Source organism: Streptomyces sp. NBC_00669 (assembly GCF_036226785.1).
Classification (GTDB): Bacteria; Actinomycetota; Actinomycetes; order Streptomycetales; family Streptomycetaceae; genus Actinacidiphila.
This window is the reverse complement of sequence record NZ_CP109018.1, coordinates 4,128,517-4,144,831: the sequence shown is the minus strand read 5'-3', so window position 1 is coordinate 4,144,831 and position 16,315 is coordinate 4,128,517. Positions and strand designations below refer to the sequence as shown.

Genomic DNA, 16,315 nt, shown 5'->3' with positions numbered 1-16,315 from the left:
CGTGCGATCGCGCGGACCACCGCGGACCAGCGCGGACCAGCGCGGCGCGAGCACCGGACGAGTACGGGAGACGGCGAGTGGCGGCGTACGACGACCACGGGCCCATGGTCGACAATCCGTGGCGGCAGCACCTGGTGACGTTGAGGAGCGACCTCCTCAAGGAGATGCATGAACTCCGGTCCCTGTTCCAGGGCCCCTGCGCCGACATCGGCCTGGGGGAGACCTGGGTCGGCCCGGCCGCCGACACCTGGCACACCGAGGCCCAGGGCCGCCGAACCGACATACTCGCGCAACTCGGCCGGCTGGTCCCGCTGGTGGAGGCGGCGATCGGCACGTGCGCGGAGAAGGTCACGGTGGGCGAGGCGAAGAGCCTCCAGGTGGACCTGTTGTAGCCGGTCACGGGTGGCCGTAGCCCGTAGCCCGTAACTCGTATCCGCCGACAGCGGATCGCACCCCTTGAACCGTACGTACGCGGGCCCGCCGCGAGAGCGTGCCCGCGTACGGCAGCACCCTGGGACGACACGTGGGACACCCCGAGCACCAGCCGACCTTCTCCGGCATCGACCCGGACAAGCTGCCCGGCACCATCAACTCCCTTGAGCGCGACAAGAACCGGCTGCACGACAGCGCCACCCGCTTCCGTACCCGCTTCACCCGCTACGGCCTCGACACCCGGCCGCTGGACCGGCTGATCGCCATCTCCCGCTGGGCCGACGGCGAACTCCCCCTGCTCCGCCGCCGGCAGCGCCTCGCGGTGGCCATCGGCGAACACGGCTCCCAGCGCACGCTGATCTATCTCCCCGACAGTGCGGTCACGCCGGGCGCGGCCGCCCGCGCCACCGCCCAGGGGCGCGCCCTCGCCCAGCGCTTCGACCGGCAGATGGCCGACCACGACGGCGCCGTGCCCGAAGCCCTCTTCACCGCACTCGCCGCGGGCGGCGACGACGGCGACTTCCTCTACGGCTTCTACTCCTCCCTCGGCCCCCGCCGCCTCTCCCAACTCTCCAACTCCATGTCCGGCAACCCCTACGACCGTCGCTACCCCGACCACCCCGACCAACTCGCCTACGACCGCGACGTCCTGGCCCGCACCTTCGGTGGCTTCACCCGCGTCGCCGCCGACACCCGCCCCCGGCCCGGCCAACGCGCCTTCTGGTCCACCTGGTTCGACCGCTTCGACGACCCCGGTCAGGGGTTCCGCCCCGACCTCCTCCTCCCGCTCGTCGACAGCGGCACCTACGACCCCGACTTCCTCGTGGCCCTCGCCGACCGTGCCTTCACCACCGACCCGAACCGCAGCGTCACCCCGCGCATGCCCGGTTCCCCCGGCGCCGACGACCCCTGGCACGCCGATCACTACGTCCAGCTCTTCAACGCCCTCACCAAGAACCCACTCGCCGCAGGCCAGTTCATCGCCCTCCGGCCCGACATCGCCGTCAACGCCCTCTACCCGGGCGGCGGCAGCACCACCCCCGACCGCATCGCCGCCTTCACCGCCACCCTCAAAGCCGCGACGATCACCCTCCGCGCCTCCCACCCCACCCTCTCCGACCGCAACACCGCGTGGCTCCTCACCACCAACCTCGCCCACACCCAGGACCCCGCCCTCCAGACCACTCACCCCTACCCCGCGGTCTCCCTCCTCTTCTCCGAGATCCTCGCCCAGCACTGGGACGACCTCCAATACGCGATCACCTCCCCGGCCCAGGACGCCTTCTGGCCCGCCCCCACCTGGAACCCCACCGCCTTCACGAATTCCCAGGACCCCACCCGCGACGGCCTCGAACTCCACCCCACCGTATGGAAAGCCTTCATGGAAGAGGCCATCCGCGACCCCCACGCAGCAGCAAGCATGAGCGCACTCTTCGAGACTTACAGCAACAAACTTGCCGCGCTTACGTCCACTGCTATCCGTAGTACCGATGAGTCGATCGACTTCATCAGCTTCAAGATGGGCCTGAGCGAGAACTTCTACAGCAGCGCGTTCGGTGAGACCGAGAAGAACTTGGGAGATGAGGCGCAAGCGTGGGCTGACGACATGTCCAAGATCCGAAAGGACCTTGTTCTCACAGTGGTGGGGCTTGCGGCTGGCGGTGAGGAGGGTGCCGTGGAGTTCGCCAAGGAGCAGGGCAAAGGCTATGCGACCAGTCTGCTGGAGGGCTGGGTCGGTCGGCAGGTACAGGTTCCGCCGGAGCGGGCTCCGACAGACCTCATCGAGGGGATCAAGGGCCTCAAGAACACCCGTCTGGAGTCGACTTGGAGGTCCGCGTTTGCCACAAGTGTGGGTGCGCTGGTTGGCGCGAATTTCACGAATATTCCTAAGGTGAAATTCGTCGTCCCAGGAGAAGTCGACAAGTACCACTCCTTTTCGGGAAAACCATATTCTGCTGGCGCGCCTGATGATGGGCCGCGCTACATCACCGGACCGGCGGACGACTTCGTCGCGGCGATCAGAAGAAACCACGGGCAAGTGGACACAAGCAAGATGACGCCACAACAGCAGGGTGCGTACTCAAGTTGGCTGGAGGACCCCGCCGTGGTCGCCAAACTCGGCGATGACCGGGTCTACTTGCACATCATGGGGCAAGGCTGAACCGAGTCACTCTGCGACCGAGATAACCTGCCAGGCGAGGACTGCTGAGGCGGGCATGTACGTCTGGAAGGCGAAGGAGATGAGATCGCCTCCGGTGAAGGCGTATCGCAGCACATGGCGATTGCAGGTCACTGTTGGGTTGCCGCTGTGCGGGACTGCGGTGACCCGGGAGAAGCCCAGGCTCCCCACCCCAGCGCACGCCGCCTCCACGACGTAGGACCCACCGTCTTCGAGATCGACCGCCGTCCGCGGAAGGGCGGTCGGACCCTTCACCGGGCCGACCCAGTGCAGCTTCACCTGTGAGGACCGGGTGAGACTTGCCTCGGCTTCGTGCCGCAGGTCGTCTTCACTGCGGGCCGGGTTCCTGCTGTGGACGGGTGACGTGGTCGGTGTCGGTTGGACCGGGTGTCCTTGGGGCGAGCTGCATCCCGTGAGAGATAGGCCCGTCAGGACGAAAGTGACGGCGAAGGCGGGGGCGAGAGGCACAGCTCTTCCGGCTGCTGACCCCAGCCACATATTTCCCATACTGCTCTTTATATAGTTAATCGGGCAGAACCGAAGATAGTGCACCCCCGTTCGTGGGGGTGGGCCGGCGCGGTTGACGGGGACCGTGGGGGAGGGGAAAGCAGCCGGGCGGAGTAGCGGCGGGTGGGGAGGGGCGGGCGGGCGGGGGAAAACCGCACAGGGAGCCGTCATCACGGCCGCACGTGGGTAGGCTCCGCCGCATGGAGCACGAGTCTTTCGTCCCGACCCCGTCCGCCCGGGTGGCGGAAACGTTCCGTACCCCGGGCGCCGTGGCGTCCGCGCTGCCGGGATGGCAGCCGGACCCGGACGCGACGGAGGGCGAGCGCGTGGCGCGGGGGAGGCTGCGACTGCGCATCGCCGGCTCCACCATCACGTACCGCGGATTCGTCACCGTCAAGGGTGACGCCCCGCCGTTCACGCTGGAGGCCCGCGGCACGGAGGTGCGCGGCGACGGCGTGGTCGAGGTCAGCGCGCGGATCACGCTGACGGACACGGAACTGCCCCAACCGGGCACGACCGTGGAGTACCGAGGCGAGGCGACCGCGAACGGCCGGCTCGCGTCCTACGACCCGGCGGTGGCGGACGCCGCGGTCCGGCGTCTGCTTGACCGCTTCTCCGCGGGCATCGCCGAGCTGGCCGCGGCGGCCGGCCCCACCGAGCCCGCCGACTCCGGGAGCCCCGCGCCCGCCGCCGCGGACCGTACCGCCGAAGACCCCACCGCCGCCGACCCCGCACCGGCCGACCCCGACCCCGATGAGCCGGCCTCCGAGGAGCCCGACGTCGTGGACGACCTCGGTGACCCGAGCCCCGAACTGGAGGAGTTCGAACTCGTCGAGGTCGAGGTGGACGTCCCGGAGAGCGCCGCCGCGTTGGACGACCTGGTGCCGCCCGCCGAGGCCGCGCACGCCCGGCGGACGATGATCGGGCGCAGCGCGGAGGAGGTCGACCACGCGCCGCCGCGCGGCCGGTACGCGCCGGTGCCCGCGCCGGACGCCACCTCGGCGGCGACGCTGCGGTGGGCGGCGCCGGCGGCCGCGGCACTGCTGGCGTCGGCGGTCGTGGTGGGCAGGGTGCTGCGCCGCCGCAGGTGATACGGGGTCGCTCCGACGGCGAACCCGGGCGAGCGCGCGTGAGTCGACGGCATCACGGCCGCTACGCTCGCTTCCGTGGAGACTGAAACGAAACTGACGGCGGGCGACGCCGAACTGACCTTGCAGCCCGAGCACGGTTGCCGGATCGCCTCGCTGAAGGTCGGCGGGACCGAACTCCTGCGCCAGGGCGAGAAATTCGGCGCCTTCCTGATGGTGCCGTGGTGCGGCCGCACCGAGAACGGCGTGTTCCGCAACGGCGGGGTGACCCACCAGCTCCCGATCGACGCGCCGCCGCACGCGATCCACGGCACCGGACGGCACTCCGCCTGGCACGAGGCGTCCCCGGCGACGCAGACCACCGCGGCCTACTACTACGACCTCGCCGACCCGTGGCCGTATCCCGGCCGCGTCACGCACACCATCGAGCTCGCCCCGCACTCCGTGAAGCTGTCGCTGAGCGTGGAGGCACGCGGCGACTCCTTCCCGGCGCAGGCCGGCTGGCACCCGTGGTGGCTGCGCAACCTCGGTCAGGGCGGCCAGGACGTCGAGTTGGCGTTCAGCGCCGCATGGCAGGAGGAGCGCGGCGACAACCACCTGCCCAACGGCAACCGCATCGACCCCAAGCCCGGCCCGTGGGACGACTGCTTCGGGATGCCGGACGGTGTGGACGTCACCCTGAACTGGCCCGGGGAGATGACGGTGCGGGTCAGTAGCCCGAGCGAGTGGGTCGTCGTCTACACCGAGCAGCCCGAAGCGGTATGCGTGGAGCCGCAGTCAGGCCCGCCCAACGGCCTGAACACGCGCCCCCGCCTGGTCACCCCGATCGATCCGCTGGAGATCAGCACGGTGTGGAGCTGGCAGAAGGTCGGCTGACGGGACCGGGGTAATGGCCGGTCGGAGCGTCGGCCCGGCGACTGGACCGGCGGTTCGCCCGGCTCCCGGGACCCGCTTCCGCCCTTCTGCTCGGAACATACCCATGCCTGTCGCTCGGCTAATCTCATCCGTATGAGCGACGTACGCACCGCCCTCCTGCGGCAGATCAAGGACAAGGCCGTCGTGCACGGCAAGGTGACCCTCTCCTCGGGCCTCGAAGCCGACTTCTACATCGATCTGCGCCGGATCACCCTGGACGGACAGGCCGCCCCGCTCGCCGGCCAGGTGATGCTTGACCTGACCGCGGACCTGGAGTTCGACGCGGTGGGCGGACTCACCCTGGGCGCCGACCCGGTGGCCACGTCGATGCTGCACGCGGCCGCCGCCCGCGGGCAGCGGCTGGACGCGTTCGTGGTGCGCAAGGCCACCAAGACCCACGGGCTCCAGCGCCGGATCGAGGGCACCGACGTCAAGGGCCGCCGGGTGCTGGTGGTGGAGGACACCTCCACCACCGGTGGTTCACCGCTCACCGCGGTCGAGGCGGTCCGCGAGGCCGGCGGCGAGGTCGTGGCCGTCGCGGTGATCGTCGACCGGGGCGCCGCCGCGAAGGTCGCCGAGGCGGGCCTGCCCTACCTGGCGGCGTACTCGCTCGCGGACCTCGAGCTGTCCTGACCGCCCGAGACCTGGGCGTGCGAGACGCGAGCGCCCGCTGAGACCGGAGCACCCGTCCTGACCTGGGATTTCATGGCTCCTGGGATGTTTCACGTGAAACATCCCAGGAGCCTTCGCGTGTGCGTGGCCCGCCCACCGCGGGCCCCGGGTACGGCGAGGTGGTGTATTCGTTCGAGTCTGGGAAGATAAGGGCGACGATGACGTCGCCACGCATGCCAGCAGTACCACCCGCACAGTCATGAGGAGCGGAAACGATGCCCATCGCAACCCCCGAGGTCTACGGCGAGATGCTCGACCGGGCGAAGGCCGGCAACTTCGCCTACCCGGCCATCAACGTCACGTCGTCGCAGACCCTGCACGCGGCCCTGCGCGGCCTCGCCGAGGCGGAGAGCGACGGCATCATCCAGATCTCCACGGGCGGCGCGGAGTTCCTCGGTGGCCAGTACAGCAAGGACATGGTGACCGGCGCGGTCGCGCTCGCCGAGTTCGCGCACATCGTCGCGGAGAAGTACCCGGTCACGGTCGCGCTGCACACCGACCACTGTCCCAAGGACAAGCTCGACGGGTATGTCCGCCCGCTGCTGAAGATCTCCCAGGAGCGGGTGGCCGCCGGCCGCAACCCGCTCTTCCAGTCGCACATGTGGGACGGCTCCGCCGAGACCCTGGACGACAACCTCGCCATCGCCAAGGAGCTGCTGGCCGAGGCGGTCAAGGCGAAGATCATCCTGGAGATGGAGATCACCCCGACCGGCGGTGAAGAGGACGGTATCTCCCACGAGATCAACGACTCCCTCTACACCACCGTCGACGACGCCTTCCGCACCGTGGAGGCCGTCGGCCTCGGCGAGAACGGCCGCTACCTGCTGGCCGCTTCCTTCGGCAACGTGCACGGCGTCTACAAGCCGGGCAACGTGGTGCTGCGCCCGGGCATCCTCCGGGAACTCCAGGACGCCGTGGCGCAGAAGTACGGCAAGGCCAACGCGTTCGACTTCGTCTTCCACGGCGGCTCCGGCTCGACGACCGACGAGATCAACGAGGCGCTGGAGAACGGCGTGGTCAAGATGAATATCGACACCGACCTCCAGTACGCGTTCACCCGTCCCGTCGCCGGCCACATGTTCAGCAACTACGACGGTGTGCTGAAGGTCGACGGCGAGGTCGGCAACAAGAAGGCGTACGACCCGCGGGTGTGGGGCAAGGCCGCCGAGGCCGGGATGGCCGCGCGCGTCGTCGTCGCCGCCCAGGACCTGCGTTCGGCGGGCAACCGCCGCAAGTAACGGTCGGGCGCGCCTGGTTCGGCGCCCGCGACGCGGCGGGAGCCGTGCGGAATCGAGGCCCCCGGCAGCTGCCGGGGGCCTTCTGCCTGCCCACTCGGGCAGACTGGAACCCATGGCCAATCACGAGAACCTGCTCGGGGGTCCCGCCCCCACCCACCTGCCCGACGACCCGGAGCCGCGTGAACTGCTCGCCTCCGGTGCCGCGCCCGCCGAGGTGGCGGCGAAGTACCCGTCCTCCTCGCTCGCCTGGGCGCAGCTCGCCGACGACGCGTTCGAAGGCGGCCGGGTGGTGGAGTCCTACGCCTACGCGCGGACCGGCTACCACCGCGGTCTGGACGCGTTGCGCAGGGCCGGATGGCGTGGCCACGGCCCCGTACCGTTCGAGCACGAGCCGAACCGCGGCTTCCTGCGCGCCCTGCACGCGCTGGCCCGGGCTGCTCAGGGCATCGGCGAGCAGGAGGAGTACGACCGCTGCACCACCTTCCTGCGGGACAGTTCGCCGACCGCCGCGGACACGCTGGGCTGACCCGCCGGTCCGCCCCACACGCCGGTATGCCCGGTGCTAGGGCGGTGTTGGGAGGTGCCGGGCGGTGCCGGGGTGGCTCACCCCGGCACCGCCCGGAGCGGCCCCAGCAGAGCGGTCCAGCGCCCCCCGTTTTCTCCCCTCCTCTCCCGACGCCCCTCCCCTCCCGTCACGATTACCGCCGCTGACCTGCCCAAATGTCGCGGTTCGGCAACAGTCGGTTGACTCATGGCATATTCACGTATCCATGTGCGATCGTGTCCATGCCGTCCTCACCGCAGGGCGGCATCACTACGTCCGGGACAGCCCGAACGTAGGCATGACGCCGACACGCAGCTCGGAAGCGCCACGGGGGGCCGGGGCCGCGGTTCCGGCTGCCGACGCCTTCAGGGGGAGCCTTGGCAGCAAAGGGCCGCCACGGCCGACATCAGCACAGCCGCCGTACGACACGACGCCGGGTCGCGTTCGTCGGCCCGCTGGCGGTGCTCTGCGTGGTCGTACTCGGCTGCGGCGGGGGCTACGCGGCCTGGCACAAGTCCAGGGGCGGCGGCTCTGCGGCGGCGATCGACGCGCCGATATCCCACTCGCCCTCGCCCGGCGGCGGCTCGCTCGCGCCGGCCAACGGCGACAGGACGGGCTCGGGCACCTCCTCCCCGTCCACCGCCGGCAAGCCCGCGACCGGCGGCCCGAGCGCGAGCCACTCACCCGCGCCCAAGCCCTCCAGCGTGCCCAAGTCGGGCACCGGCGCCTTCGGCACGGCGCACGCCACCGGCACCGCCTCCGGACACGGCAAGATCCGCCGCTACAAGGTCGAGGTCGAAGGCGGCATCCAGCTCTCCGCCAGTGACGCCGCTCACGAGATCGCCGGCATCCTCGCCGACTCGCGCGGCTGGGAGAACGACGGCCACGACGGCTTCCAGCTGGTCTCCTCCGGCCCCGCCGACTTCGTCATCAAGATCGCCACCCCCGACACGGTGGACAAGATCTGCGGCGCCGCCGGCCTGCTCACCCGGGGCGAGGTCAACTGCGACGTCGGCGCGACCGTCGTGGTCAACCTCAAGCGCTGGATGCTCGGCTCGCCGGAGTTCAGCGGCCCGATCCACGACTACCGCGCCCTGATCATCAACCACGAGGTCGGCCACCGCATCGGCCACGGCCACGAGGGCTGCCCCGGCCCCGGCAAACTCGCCCCCGTGATGATGCAGCAGATCAAGGGGCTGCACGGCTGCAAGGCCAACGCCTGGCCGTACGACAGCAAGGGTCGCTACATCCAGGGCCCGCCCACCGCCTGAACGGTCCGCCGCATCGGCCACCCCGCCGCGCCGCGCCACACCTCCGCCCATCGCCGTCGGCTCTTGCCGGATCTGTCCGCACCGCAGATGATCGCGGCACAGGCCCGGTGACCCCGGGACACGATGGAGGTAGAACCATGTCCGACGCACCGACCGACGAGGCGGCGACCCCGAACCTGTCGTTCGAAGGCAGCACGCCCTACGAGGACTACGTGCAGGCGTCCGTCCTCACCCACCTGCAGCACCCGCTCTCCGACGAACCCGGAGAGATGGCCTTCCTGGTCACCACCCAGGTGATGGAGTTGTGGTTCACCCTCCTGGTACACGAGTGGACCACCGCGGCCGCGGCTCTGCGTCAGGACGACCTGCCGACGGCCAGGGCCGCGCTGCTCCGCAGCCTGCCGGAGCTGGAGTCGCTCAACGCCTCCTGGAAACCGATCGCCCACCTCACTCCCGCCCAGTTCAACGCCTACCGGTCCGCCCTCGGCGAGGGCTCCGGCTTTCAGTCCGCGATGTACCGCCGCCTGGAGTTCCTGCTCGGCGACAAGTCCGCGTCCATGATCGTCCCGCACCGCGGTACCCCCAGCGCGCACGCCGAACTGGAGAAGGCCCTCACCGAGCCGAGCCTCTACGACGAGGTGCTGCGGCTGCTGGCCCGTCGCGGCTACGACCTGCCCGCCGCGGTGCTCGACCGCGACCCGGCGCTGCGCTACGAGCCGCACCCGGAGGTCGAGGCCGCCTGGCAGGCCGTCTACGCGGACGACGACCAGGACTCCGACATGATCCGGCTCGGTGAACTCCTCACCGACGTCGCCGAACTCGTCTGGCGCTGGCGCAACGACCACCTCGTGGCGACCCGGCGCGCGATGGGCGCCAAGGCCGGCACCGGCGGCTCGGCGGGGGTGGCCTGGCTGGAGAAACGCGCCACGAAGAACGTCTTCCCCGAGCTGTGGACGGCGCGCAGCCATGTCTGACGTCCCTGCCGTCCCCGCCGCCCTCGCCCTGGACGCGCTTGCCGACCGCGCCGCCGCCCTCGACGCCGCCGACCCGCTCGCACCTGTCAGGGACCGCTTCTTCCTCGGCGGCAGCTCCCCCACCGAAGGCCATGGGGGAGGCACCGTCTACCTCGACGGCAACTCGCTGGGCGCGCTGCCCACCACGGTGCTGCCGCGGCTGACCGAGGTGATCGGCCGTGAGTGGGGCGAACTGCGCATCCGCTCCTGGGAGGAGAGCGGCTGGTGGACGGCGCCCGAGCGGATCGGCGACCGGATCGCTCCGCTGATCGGTGCCGCGCCGGGGCAGGTCGTGGTCGGCGACTCAACCAGCGTCAACGTCTTCAAGGCGCTGGTCGCCGCCGTCCGCATGGCCCCCCAGGACCGCGACGAGATCCTGGTCGACGCCGCCACCTTCCCCACCGACGGCTACATCGCGCAGTCCGCGGCCCGTCTCACCGGCCGGACCGTGCGGGCCGTGCCCGCGGGCGGGATCGCCGAGGCGGCCGGCGCCCGCACCGCCGTCGCTCTCGTCAACCACGTGGACTACCGCACCGGCCGGCTGCACGACCTGCCCGCCGTCACCGCCGCCCTTCACGCGGCCGGGGCACTGGCCGTATGGGACCTGTGCCACAGCGCCGGGGCCCTGCCGGTCGCTCTGGACACCGACGGAGTGGACCTCGCGGTCGGCTGCACCTACAAGTACCTCAACGGCGGCCCGGGCGCGCCGGCCTACCTCTACGTGCGAGCCGAGCACCAGCCCCGCTTCGACTCCCCGCTGCCCGGCTGGAACTCGCACGCCGACCCCTTCGGCATGGCCCGCGAGTACGTGGCCGCCGAGGGCGCGCCGCGCGGACGCGTGGGCACGCCGGAGATCCTGTCGCTGCTCGCGCTGGACGCGGCCCTCGACGTCTGGGAAGGCGTCGCGCTCGCCGATGTGCGCGCCAAGAGCCTCGCCCTGACCGACTTCTTCCTCGACTGCGTGGCCGCGGCCGCCCCTGACGGACAGCTGCGGGCCATGACGCCCGGGGAACACGCGGAACGGGGCAGCCAGGTGTCGCTGCGCTGCGCGGACGCCGGCGAGGTGATGCGCGAGCTGATCGCACGCGGCGTCGTGGGCGACTTCCGGCCGCCCGATGTGCTGCGCTTCGGCTTCACCCCGCTCTACACCCGCTACGTGGACGCCTGGCGCGCCGCCCGTGTGCTGGCCGACATCCTTGAGGAACGCGACTCCACCCACGCTGGTGCCCGCCCGGGCGCCGGCACCGATATCCGACCCGACGGCCACCCCGACGGCGACCGCGAAGGGAACCCGTAACCGATGACCGCTGCCGCGCCCCGCCCACCCTCGCCCCAGCCCGCCGACCGGGCGGCGGCCGAGGAGGCATCGGCGTTCGGCCACGACCCCGTGCCCCCGGACGCCACCGCGTCCTACGGCGCCCACCCCGACCAGGTGGTCGACTTCTACCGGCCCGCCGGGGCCGGTACCGCCCGCCCGGCACCCCTGGTGGCGCTGCTGCACGGCGGCGCCTGGCGGGAGGCCCACGACCGCACCCACGTCTCCCCGCTCGCCGCGCATCTCGCGGCGCGCGGGCTGGCGGTGGCGTCGGTCGAATACCGCCGCGGCGGTACGGGCGGCGCGGCGGGCGGCGCACCAGGTGGTGCAACGGGTGGTCCGGAGGCACCCGGCGTCCCGCCGGGCAACGGCAGGCAACTGCCCCGGCAGGCGGAGGTCCAGGCGGAGACCGCCGAGCCCGCGCTTCCGCCCGCCGGCCGCTGGCCCGACACCTTCGACGACGTCGCCGCCGCGATGGACGCCCTGCCCGCGCTCGCTCGCGACGCCCTCGGCGAGGACACCGTCGACCCCCGCCGCATCGTGCTCACCGGGCACAGCGCGGGCGGCCACCTCGCGCTGTGGGCCGCCGCCCGTCACCTGCTGCCCGCCGACTCCCCTTGGCACCGCCCCGCACCTCCAGCCCTCCGCGGTGTCGTGGCCCTAGCCCCGATCGCCGACTTCACCTCGGCGATCCGGCTGCGCGTCTGCTCCGGTGCGGTGCTGGACCTCCTCGGCGGACCCGACCACGCCACCGACCGCCTGCCCCACGCCGACCCGGCCGCGCTGCTTCCCACCGGCATCGCCACCACCATCGTGCACGGCACCACTGACAATGAGGTTCCGCCGCAGGTCAGCGCAGCTTTCGCCCGTGCCGCCGGAGCGGCGGGGGAGGAGCCCACCGTGGCGTGGCTGCCGGCCACCGGCCACTTCCCGCTGATCGACCCGTCGAGCGACGCGTGTACGGCCGTGGCGGACGAGATCGGCCAACTCGCCTGGTGACTCCGCCCGAGGGCAAACCAAAGCGCCGGTGCCCGTCCATCGATGGGCACCGGCGCGAACGGTAAGGGCGACCTCACCGGGGACGGCCGCGGGCCGCGTTCCGGCTCGGATACGACGGCCCCACCGGGGGCCGGCTGCTGCCGCAGACCGGCTACTGGAAGCCAGTCACCGGCTACCGGCTGCGCTTCGCGAGCCGCTCCACGTCGAGGAGGATGACCGCGCGAGCCTCCAGCCGCAGCCAGCCGCGGCCGGCGAAGTCGGCGAGCGCCTTGTTCACGGTCTCGCGGGAGGCGCCGACGAGCTGCGCCAACTCCTCCTGGGTGAGGTCGTGCACGACGTGGATGCCCTCTTCGGACTGCACGCCGAAGCGGCGGGACAGGTCCAGCAGGGCCTTGGCGACACGGCCGGGCACGTCGGAGAAGACCAGGTCGGACATGACGTCGTTGGTGCGGCGCAGGCGCCGGGCGACCGCGCGCAGCAGCGCGGTGGAGACCTCGGGCCGTACGTTCAGCCAGGGCTGGAGGTCGCCGTGGCCCAAGCCGAGCAGCTTCACCTCGGTGAGCGCGGTGCCGGTGGCGGTGCGCGGACCGGGGTCGAAGAGCGACAGCTCGCCGATCAACTCGCCGGGGCCCACCACGGCCAGCATGTTCTCCCGGCCGTCGGGCGAGGTGCGGTGCAGTTTCACCTTGCCCTCGGTCACGACGTACAGCCGGTCCCCGGGGTCACCCTCGTGGAACAGCGCGTCGCCACGCGCCAGCGTGACCTCGGTCATGGAGGCACGCAGTTCAGCGGCCTGCTCGTCGTCGAGCGCCGCGAAAAGCGGGGCACGGCGCAGAACGTCGTCCACGAGCTCTCTCCTTGTCGACTGTCGACATCACCGGGTTGTCCGCCGGGCTGTCCCCATGATGCATGACACGAGAAACAGTGCGATCAATCACAAGTTTGTCTTATGTGTGCGCGGCGCCGTGCCGCGGGGGTCCGATTGGCGGTCGGAATTCCGTGGTTAGGGGCGGCGCTGCCGCCGAATGAGTGGCCACCACGGGGTGTTCCGCTGTCAGCGAACACGCTACCGGAGCCGACCTCGGAAGGCACCGGTGTGACCGGTCCCACGCTGTCGGACCTTCGGCGTAGCCTTCGTACATGGCAGAGAGCAAGGTCGGCAAGGCCCCCAAGACGGAGTCCCAGGTAGCGAAGGTCCGCAGGGCCCGCCGGATCAACCGCGAACTCGCCGAGGTGTATCCGTACGCACATCCGGAGCTGGACTTCGAGAACCCGTTCCAGCTCCTGATCGCCACGGTGCTGTCCGCGCAGACCACCGACCTGCGGGTCAATCAGACGACGCCCGCGCTGTTCGCGAAGTACCCGACGGCGGCGGACATGGCGGCGGCCGACCCGGCGGACCTGGAGCAGATCCTGCGGCCGACCGGCTTCTTCCGGGCCAAGACGAGGTCCGTGCTGGGCCTGTCCGCCGCGCTGCGGGACGAGTTCGGCGGCGAGGTGCCTGGCCGCCTGGCCGACCTGGTGAAGCTGCCCGGCGTCGGCCGCAAGACCGCGAACGTGGTGCTGGGCAACGCGTTCGGGGTGCCCGGCATCACCGTGGACACCCACTTCGGCCGGCTCTCGCGCCGCTTCGGCTGGACCACCTCGCAGGACCCCGAGGAGGTCGAGCGGGATGTGGCCGCGCTCTTCCCCAAGTCGGACTGGACGATGCTGTCGCACCGCGTCGTCTTCCACGGCCGCCGGATGTGCCACGCCCGCAAGCCCGCCTGCGGGGTGTGCCCGATCGCCGCGCTCTGCCCGTCGTACGGCGAGGGCGAGATGGACCCGGAGAAGGCGAAGAAGCTGCTGAAGTACGAGAAGGGCGGCTTCCCCGGGCAGCGGCTGAACCCGCCGCCGGACTACCCGGGGCAGCCCGCGCCCCCGCTGGGCGCCTCATGACGCGGTCCTGGGAGGCCGGCGCGTCGAAGGTGGACGTCAGCGCCGGCGGGCTGCCGCAGTGGCTGGAGCCGGTGGTCGAGGCCGTCGACACCGTGCGGCCCGAGCAGCTCAGCAGTTTCCTGCCGCCCGACGGAGGGGGGCGGCAGTCGGCCGTGCTCGTGCTGTTCGGCGAGGGCGATCAGGGGCCTGACCTGCTGCTCATCGAGCGTTCCGCGGCGCTTCGTTCGCACGCGGGTCAGCCGTCCTTCCCGGGCGGCGCGCTCGACCCCGAGGACGGCGACCCGGACGGCGAGGGCCCGCTGCGGGCGGCGCTGCGCGAGGCCGAGGAGGAGACCGGCCTCGACCCGGCGGGCGTGCAACTCTTCGGCGTCCTGCCGCGGCTCTACATCCCGGTGAGCGGTTTCGTGGTCACGCCGGTGCTGGGCTGGTGGCGCGAGCCGAGCCCGATCCGCGCGGTCGACCCCGCGGAGACCGCTCGCGCCTTCCGGGTTCCCGTGACGGATCTCACCGATCCGGCCAACCGTGCGACTCTCGTGCACCCCAGCGGTTTCCGCGGCCCGGCCTTCCTCGTCCAGGGCGCCCTGGTGTGGGGCTTCACCGCCGGCCTGATCGACAAGTTGCTGCACTACGCGGGCTGGGAGCGGCCCTGGGACCGGGAGCGCACCGTGCCGCTGGCCTAGCGGCGGACCGTATCCGCACCGCATGGCCGCCGGGCCCGTCCGTGTGCGCGGACCGGACCGGCGGGGCCGTACCGCCCCACGCGCTCAGGCCGACGTGAGACCGTGTTCCCCGTGAACGTGCTGGACATCCTGCTCATCCTCGCCGCTGTGTGGTTCGCCGTGATCGGCTACCGGCAGGGCTTCGTCGTCGGCGTCATGTCGGTGATCGGCTTCCTCGGCGGCGGCCTGGCCGCCGTCTACCTGCTGCCGCTGCTGTGGGACAAGGCGACGGACCATGCGACCCCGGGCTCGGCCGCGGTGATGTCCGCGGTCGTGATCGTGATCGTGTGCGCGTCGGTGGGGCAGGCGTTCACCACGCACCTGGGCAACAAGGCGCGCACCCGCATCACCTGGTCCCCGGCCAGAACCCTGGACGCGGGCGGCGGCGCCCTGGTCAACGTGCTGGCGATGCTGCTGGTGGCGTGGCTGATCGGCAGCGCGCTGGCGACCACGACGCTGCCGACGATAGGGCGCGAGGTGCGGTCGTCGAAGGTGCTGATCGGGGTGTCCCGGGTGATGCCGCCGTCGGCCGACACCTGGTTCACCGACTTCAGCGACACCCTGGCGCAGAACGGCCTGCCGCAGGTCTTCGGCACGTTCGGCTCCGAGCCGATCACCTCGGTGCCCGCCCCCGACCCCGCGCTGGTCGGCAGCCCCGCGGTGGCCGACGCCCGCCCCAGCATCGTCAAGGTCGTCGGCACCGCCCCGAGCTGCGGGAAGGTGCTGGAGGGCTCGGGCTTCGTCTTCGCCAAGGACCGGGTGATGACCAACGCGCACGTCGTCGGCGGCGTCTCCGAGCCCACCGTGCAGGTCGGCGGCAAGGGCCGGCTGCACGACGCCCGCGTGGTCCTCTACGACTGGCAGCGCGACATCGCCGTCCTCGACGTGCCCGGGTTGGACGCGCCCGCGCTCCACTTCGCCACCACGAGCGAGCAGAGCCGCGACGACGCCATCGTGGCGGGCTTCCCCGAGAACGGCCCCTTCGACGTGCGCGCCGCCCGGATTCGGGACCGCATCAAGGCCAGCGGGCCGGACATCTACCACCGCGGCACCGTGCACCGCGACGTGTACTCGCTGTACGCGACGGTCCGGGCGGGGAACTCCGGCGGTCCGCTGCTGACCACCGACGGCGAGGTCGCCGGGGTGGTCTTCGCGAAGTCCCTGGACGACTCGCACACCGGTTACGCGCTGACCGCCGCCGAGGTGGCCCCGGACGTCACGGCCGGGCGTACCGCGAACCGGCAGGTGGACACCGAGGGGTGCGCGCTGTGACGCGGACCCGCGGTCTCATTCCTTCACATGGCGCAGCCGAGCGCTGACCCAGCGGGCCCGGCGGCCGAGTATGCGGGGGATGCCGAGACGGCCGGCCCCCGAGGGGATCAGCGTCATCGGGACCCGGTCGGCGGCTGCGAAGCTGCGGTGAGTGCGTGATACGTCACGGTAGTCGTGCGTCGAACCCATACGGAGCTACGTGCCCGCGCCGAT

The 16,315-nt window shown here is 71.5% G+C and carries 16 protein-coding genes; 14 read left to right on the top strand and 2 right to left on the bottom strand.

The window, feature by feature from the left end; all coding sequences use genetic code 11:
- The first annotated feature begins 104 nt into the window (after positions 1–104).
- Together OG896_RS17100 and OG896_RS17095 are read left to right on the top strand one after the other, a co-directional pair.
- The gene (locus OG896_RS17100) at positions 105–392 is read left to right on the top strand and encodes a hypothetical protein (RefSeq protein ID WP_329366390.1); all 288 of its coding nucleotides are present in this window, start codon (positions 105–107) and stop codon (positions 390–392) included.
- Positions 393–523: 131 nt separating this feature from the next.
- Positions 524–2,593, top strand: a complete 2,070-nt coding sequence (locus tag OG896_RS17095; protein WP_329366388.1) for a hypothetical protein — start codon at positions 524–526, stop codon at positions 2,591–2,593.
- Between the two features lie 6 nt (positions 2,594–2,599).
- Here the strand turns inward: OG896_RS17095 and OG896_RS17090 are convergent, their stop codons facing one another.
- Complete coding sequence (locus OG896_RS17090) at positions 2,600–2,890, bottom strand: hypothetical protein (protein WP_329366386.1); 291 nt, start codon at positions 2,888–2,890, stop codon at positions 2,600–2,602.
- A gap of 428 nt (positions 2,891–3,318) precedes the next feature.
- Here OG896_RS17090 and OG896_RS17085 point away from each other — a divergent pair, with 428 nt between their 5' ends.
- The 9 genes from OG896_RS17085 to OG896_RS17045 all read left to right on the top strand — a co-directional run bounded on the left by OG896_RS17085 (position 3,319) and on the right by OG896_RS17045 (position 12,173).
- A complete protein-coding gene (locus tag OG896_RS17085) occupies positions 3,319–4,209 on the top strand; it encodes a CoxG family protein (protein ID WP_329366384.1) in 891 nt (296 codons plus the stop codon).
- Positions 4,210–4,284: 75 nt separating this feature from the next.
- Positions 4,285–5,082, top strand: coding sequence for an aldose epimerase family protein (locus OG896_RS17080; protein WP_329366382.1), 798 nt, complete (start codon positions 4,285–4,287; stop codon positions 5,080–5,082).
- Positions 5,083–5,214: 132 nt separating this feature from the next.
- Positions 5,215–5,754, top strand: coding sequence for an orotate phosphoribosyltransferase (gene pyrE, locus OG896_RS17075; protein ID WP_329366380.1), 540 nt, complete (start codon positions 5,215–5,217; stop codon positions 5,752–5,754).
- A 254-nt stretch (positions 5,755–6,008) separates the two neighbouring features.
- The gene (fbaA, locus tag OG896_RS17070; protein WP_329366379.1) at positions 6,009–7,031 is read left to right on the top strand and encodes a class II fructose-bisphosphate aldolase; all 1,023 of its coding nucleotides are present in this window, start codon (positions 6,009–6,011) and stop codon (positions 7,029–7,031) included.
- Positions 7,032–7,143: 112 nt separating this feature from the next.
- Positions 7,144–7,557, top strand: coding sequence for a DUF3151 domain-containing protein (locus OG896_RS17065; RefSeq protein ID WP_329366377.1), 414 nt, complete (start codon positions 7,144–7,146; stop codon positions 7,555–7,557).
- Positions 7,558–7,952: 395 nt separating this feature from the next.
- The gene (locus OG896_RS17060) at positions 7,953–8,846 is read left to right on the top strand and encodes a DUF3152 domain-containing protein (RefSeq protein WP_329366375.1); all 894 of its coding nucleotides are present in this window, start codon (positions 7,953–7,955) and stop codon (positions 8,844–8,846) included.
- A 137-nt stretch (positions 8,847–8,983) separates the two neighbouring features.
- Positions 8,984–9,820 carry a tryptophan 2,3-dioxygenase family protein gene (locus tag OG896_RS17055; protein ID WP_329366373.1) on the top strand — a complete coding sequence of 279 codons (837 nt, stop codon included), beginning with the start codon at positions 8,984–8,986 and terminating at the stop codon, positions 9,818–9,820.
- Complete coding sequence (gene kynU / locus OG896_RS17050) at positions 9,813–11,156, top strand: kynureninase (protein WP_329366371.1); 1,344 nt, start codon at positions 9,813–9,815, stop codon at positions 11,154–11,156. Before OG896_RS17055 ends, kynU begins: the two co-directional genes overlap by 8 nt.
- A gap of 3 nt (positions 11,157–11,159) precedes the next feature.
- Entirely contained in the window at positions 11,160–12,173 is a 1,014-nt protein-coding gene (locus OG896_RS17045; RefSeq protein WP_329366369.1) for an alpha/beta hydrolase, read from the top strand.
- Positions 12,174–12,345: 172 nt separating this feature from the next.
- Here the strand turns inward: OG896_RS17045 and OG896_RS17040 are convergent, their stop codons facing one another.
- Positions 12,346–13,020 (bottom strand): Crp/Fnr family transcriptional regulator, encoded by a 675-nt coding sequence (locus OG896_RS17040; protein WP_103890795.1) that lies wholly within the window; start codon positions 13,018–13,020, stop codon positions 12,346–12,348.
- 293 nt (positions 13,021–13,313) lie between these two features.
- Between OG896_RS17040 and nth the strand changes: the two genes are divergently transcribed.
- The 3 genes from nth to OG896_RS17025 all read left to right on the top strand — a co-directional run bounded on the left by nth (position 13,314) and on the right by OG896_RS17025 (position 16,102).
- Positions 13,314–14,111 carry an endonuclease III gene (gene nth / locus OG896_RS17035; protein ID WP_328467364.1) on the top strand — a complete coding sequence of 266 codons (798 nt, stop codon included), beginning with the start codon at positions 13,314–13,316 and terminating at the stop codon, positions 14,109–14,111.
- Entirely contained in the window at positions 14,108–14,791 is a 684-nt protein-coding gene (locus OG896_RS17030; protein ID WP_329366366.1) for an NUDIX hydrolase, read from the top strand. Before nth ends, OG896_RS17030 begins: the two co-directional genes overlap by 4 nt.
- 111 nt (positions 14,792–14,902) lie before the next feature.
- The gene (locus OG896_RS17025; RefSeq protein ID WP_328467368.1) at positions 14,903–16,102 is read left to right on the top strand and encodes a MarP family serine protease; all 1,200 of its coding nucleotides are present in this window, start codon (positions 14,903–14,905) and stop codon (positions 16,100–16,102) included.
- Positions 16,103–16,315 lie beyond the last annotated feature (213 nt).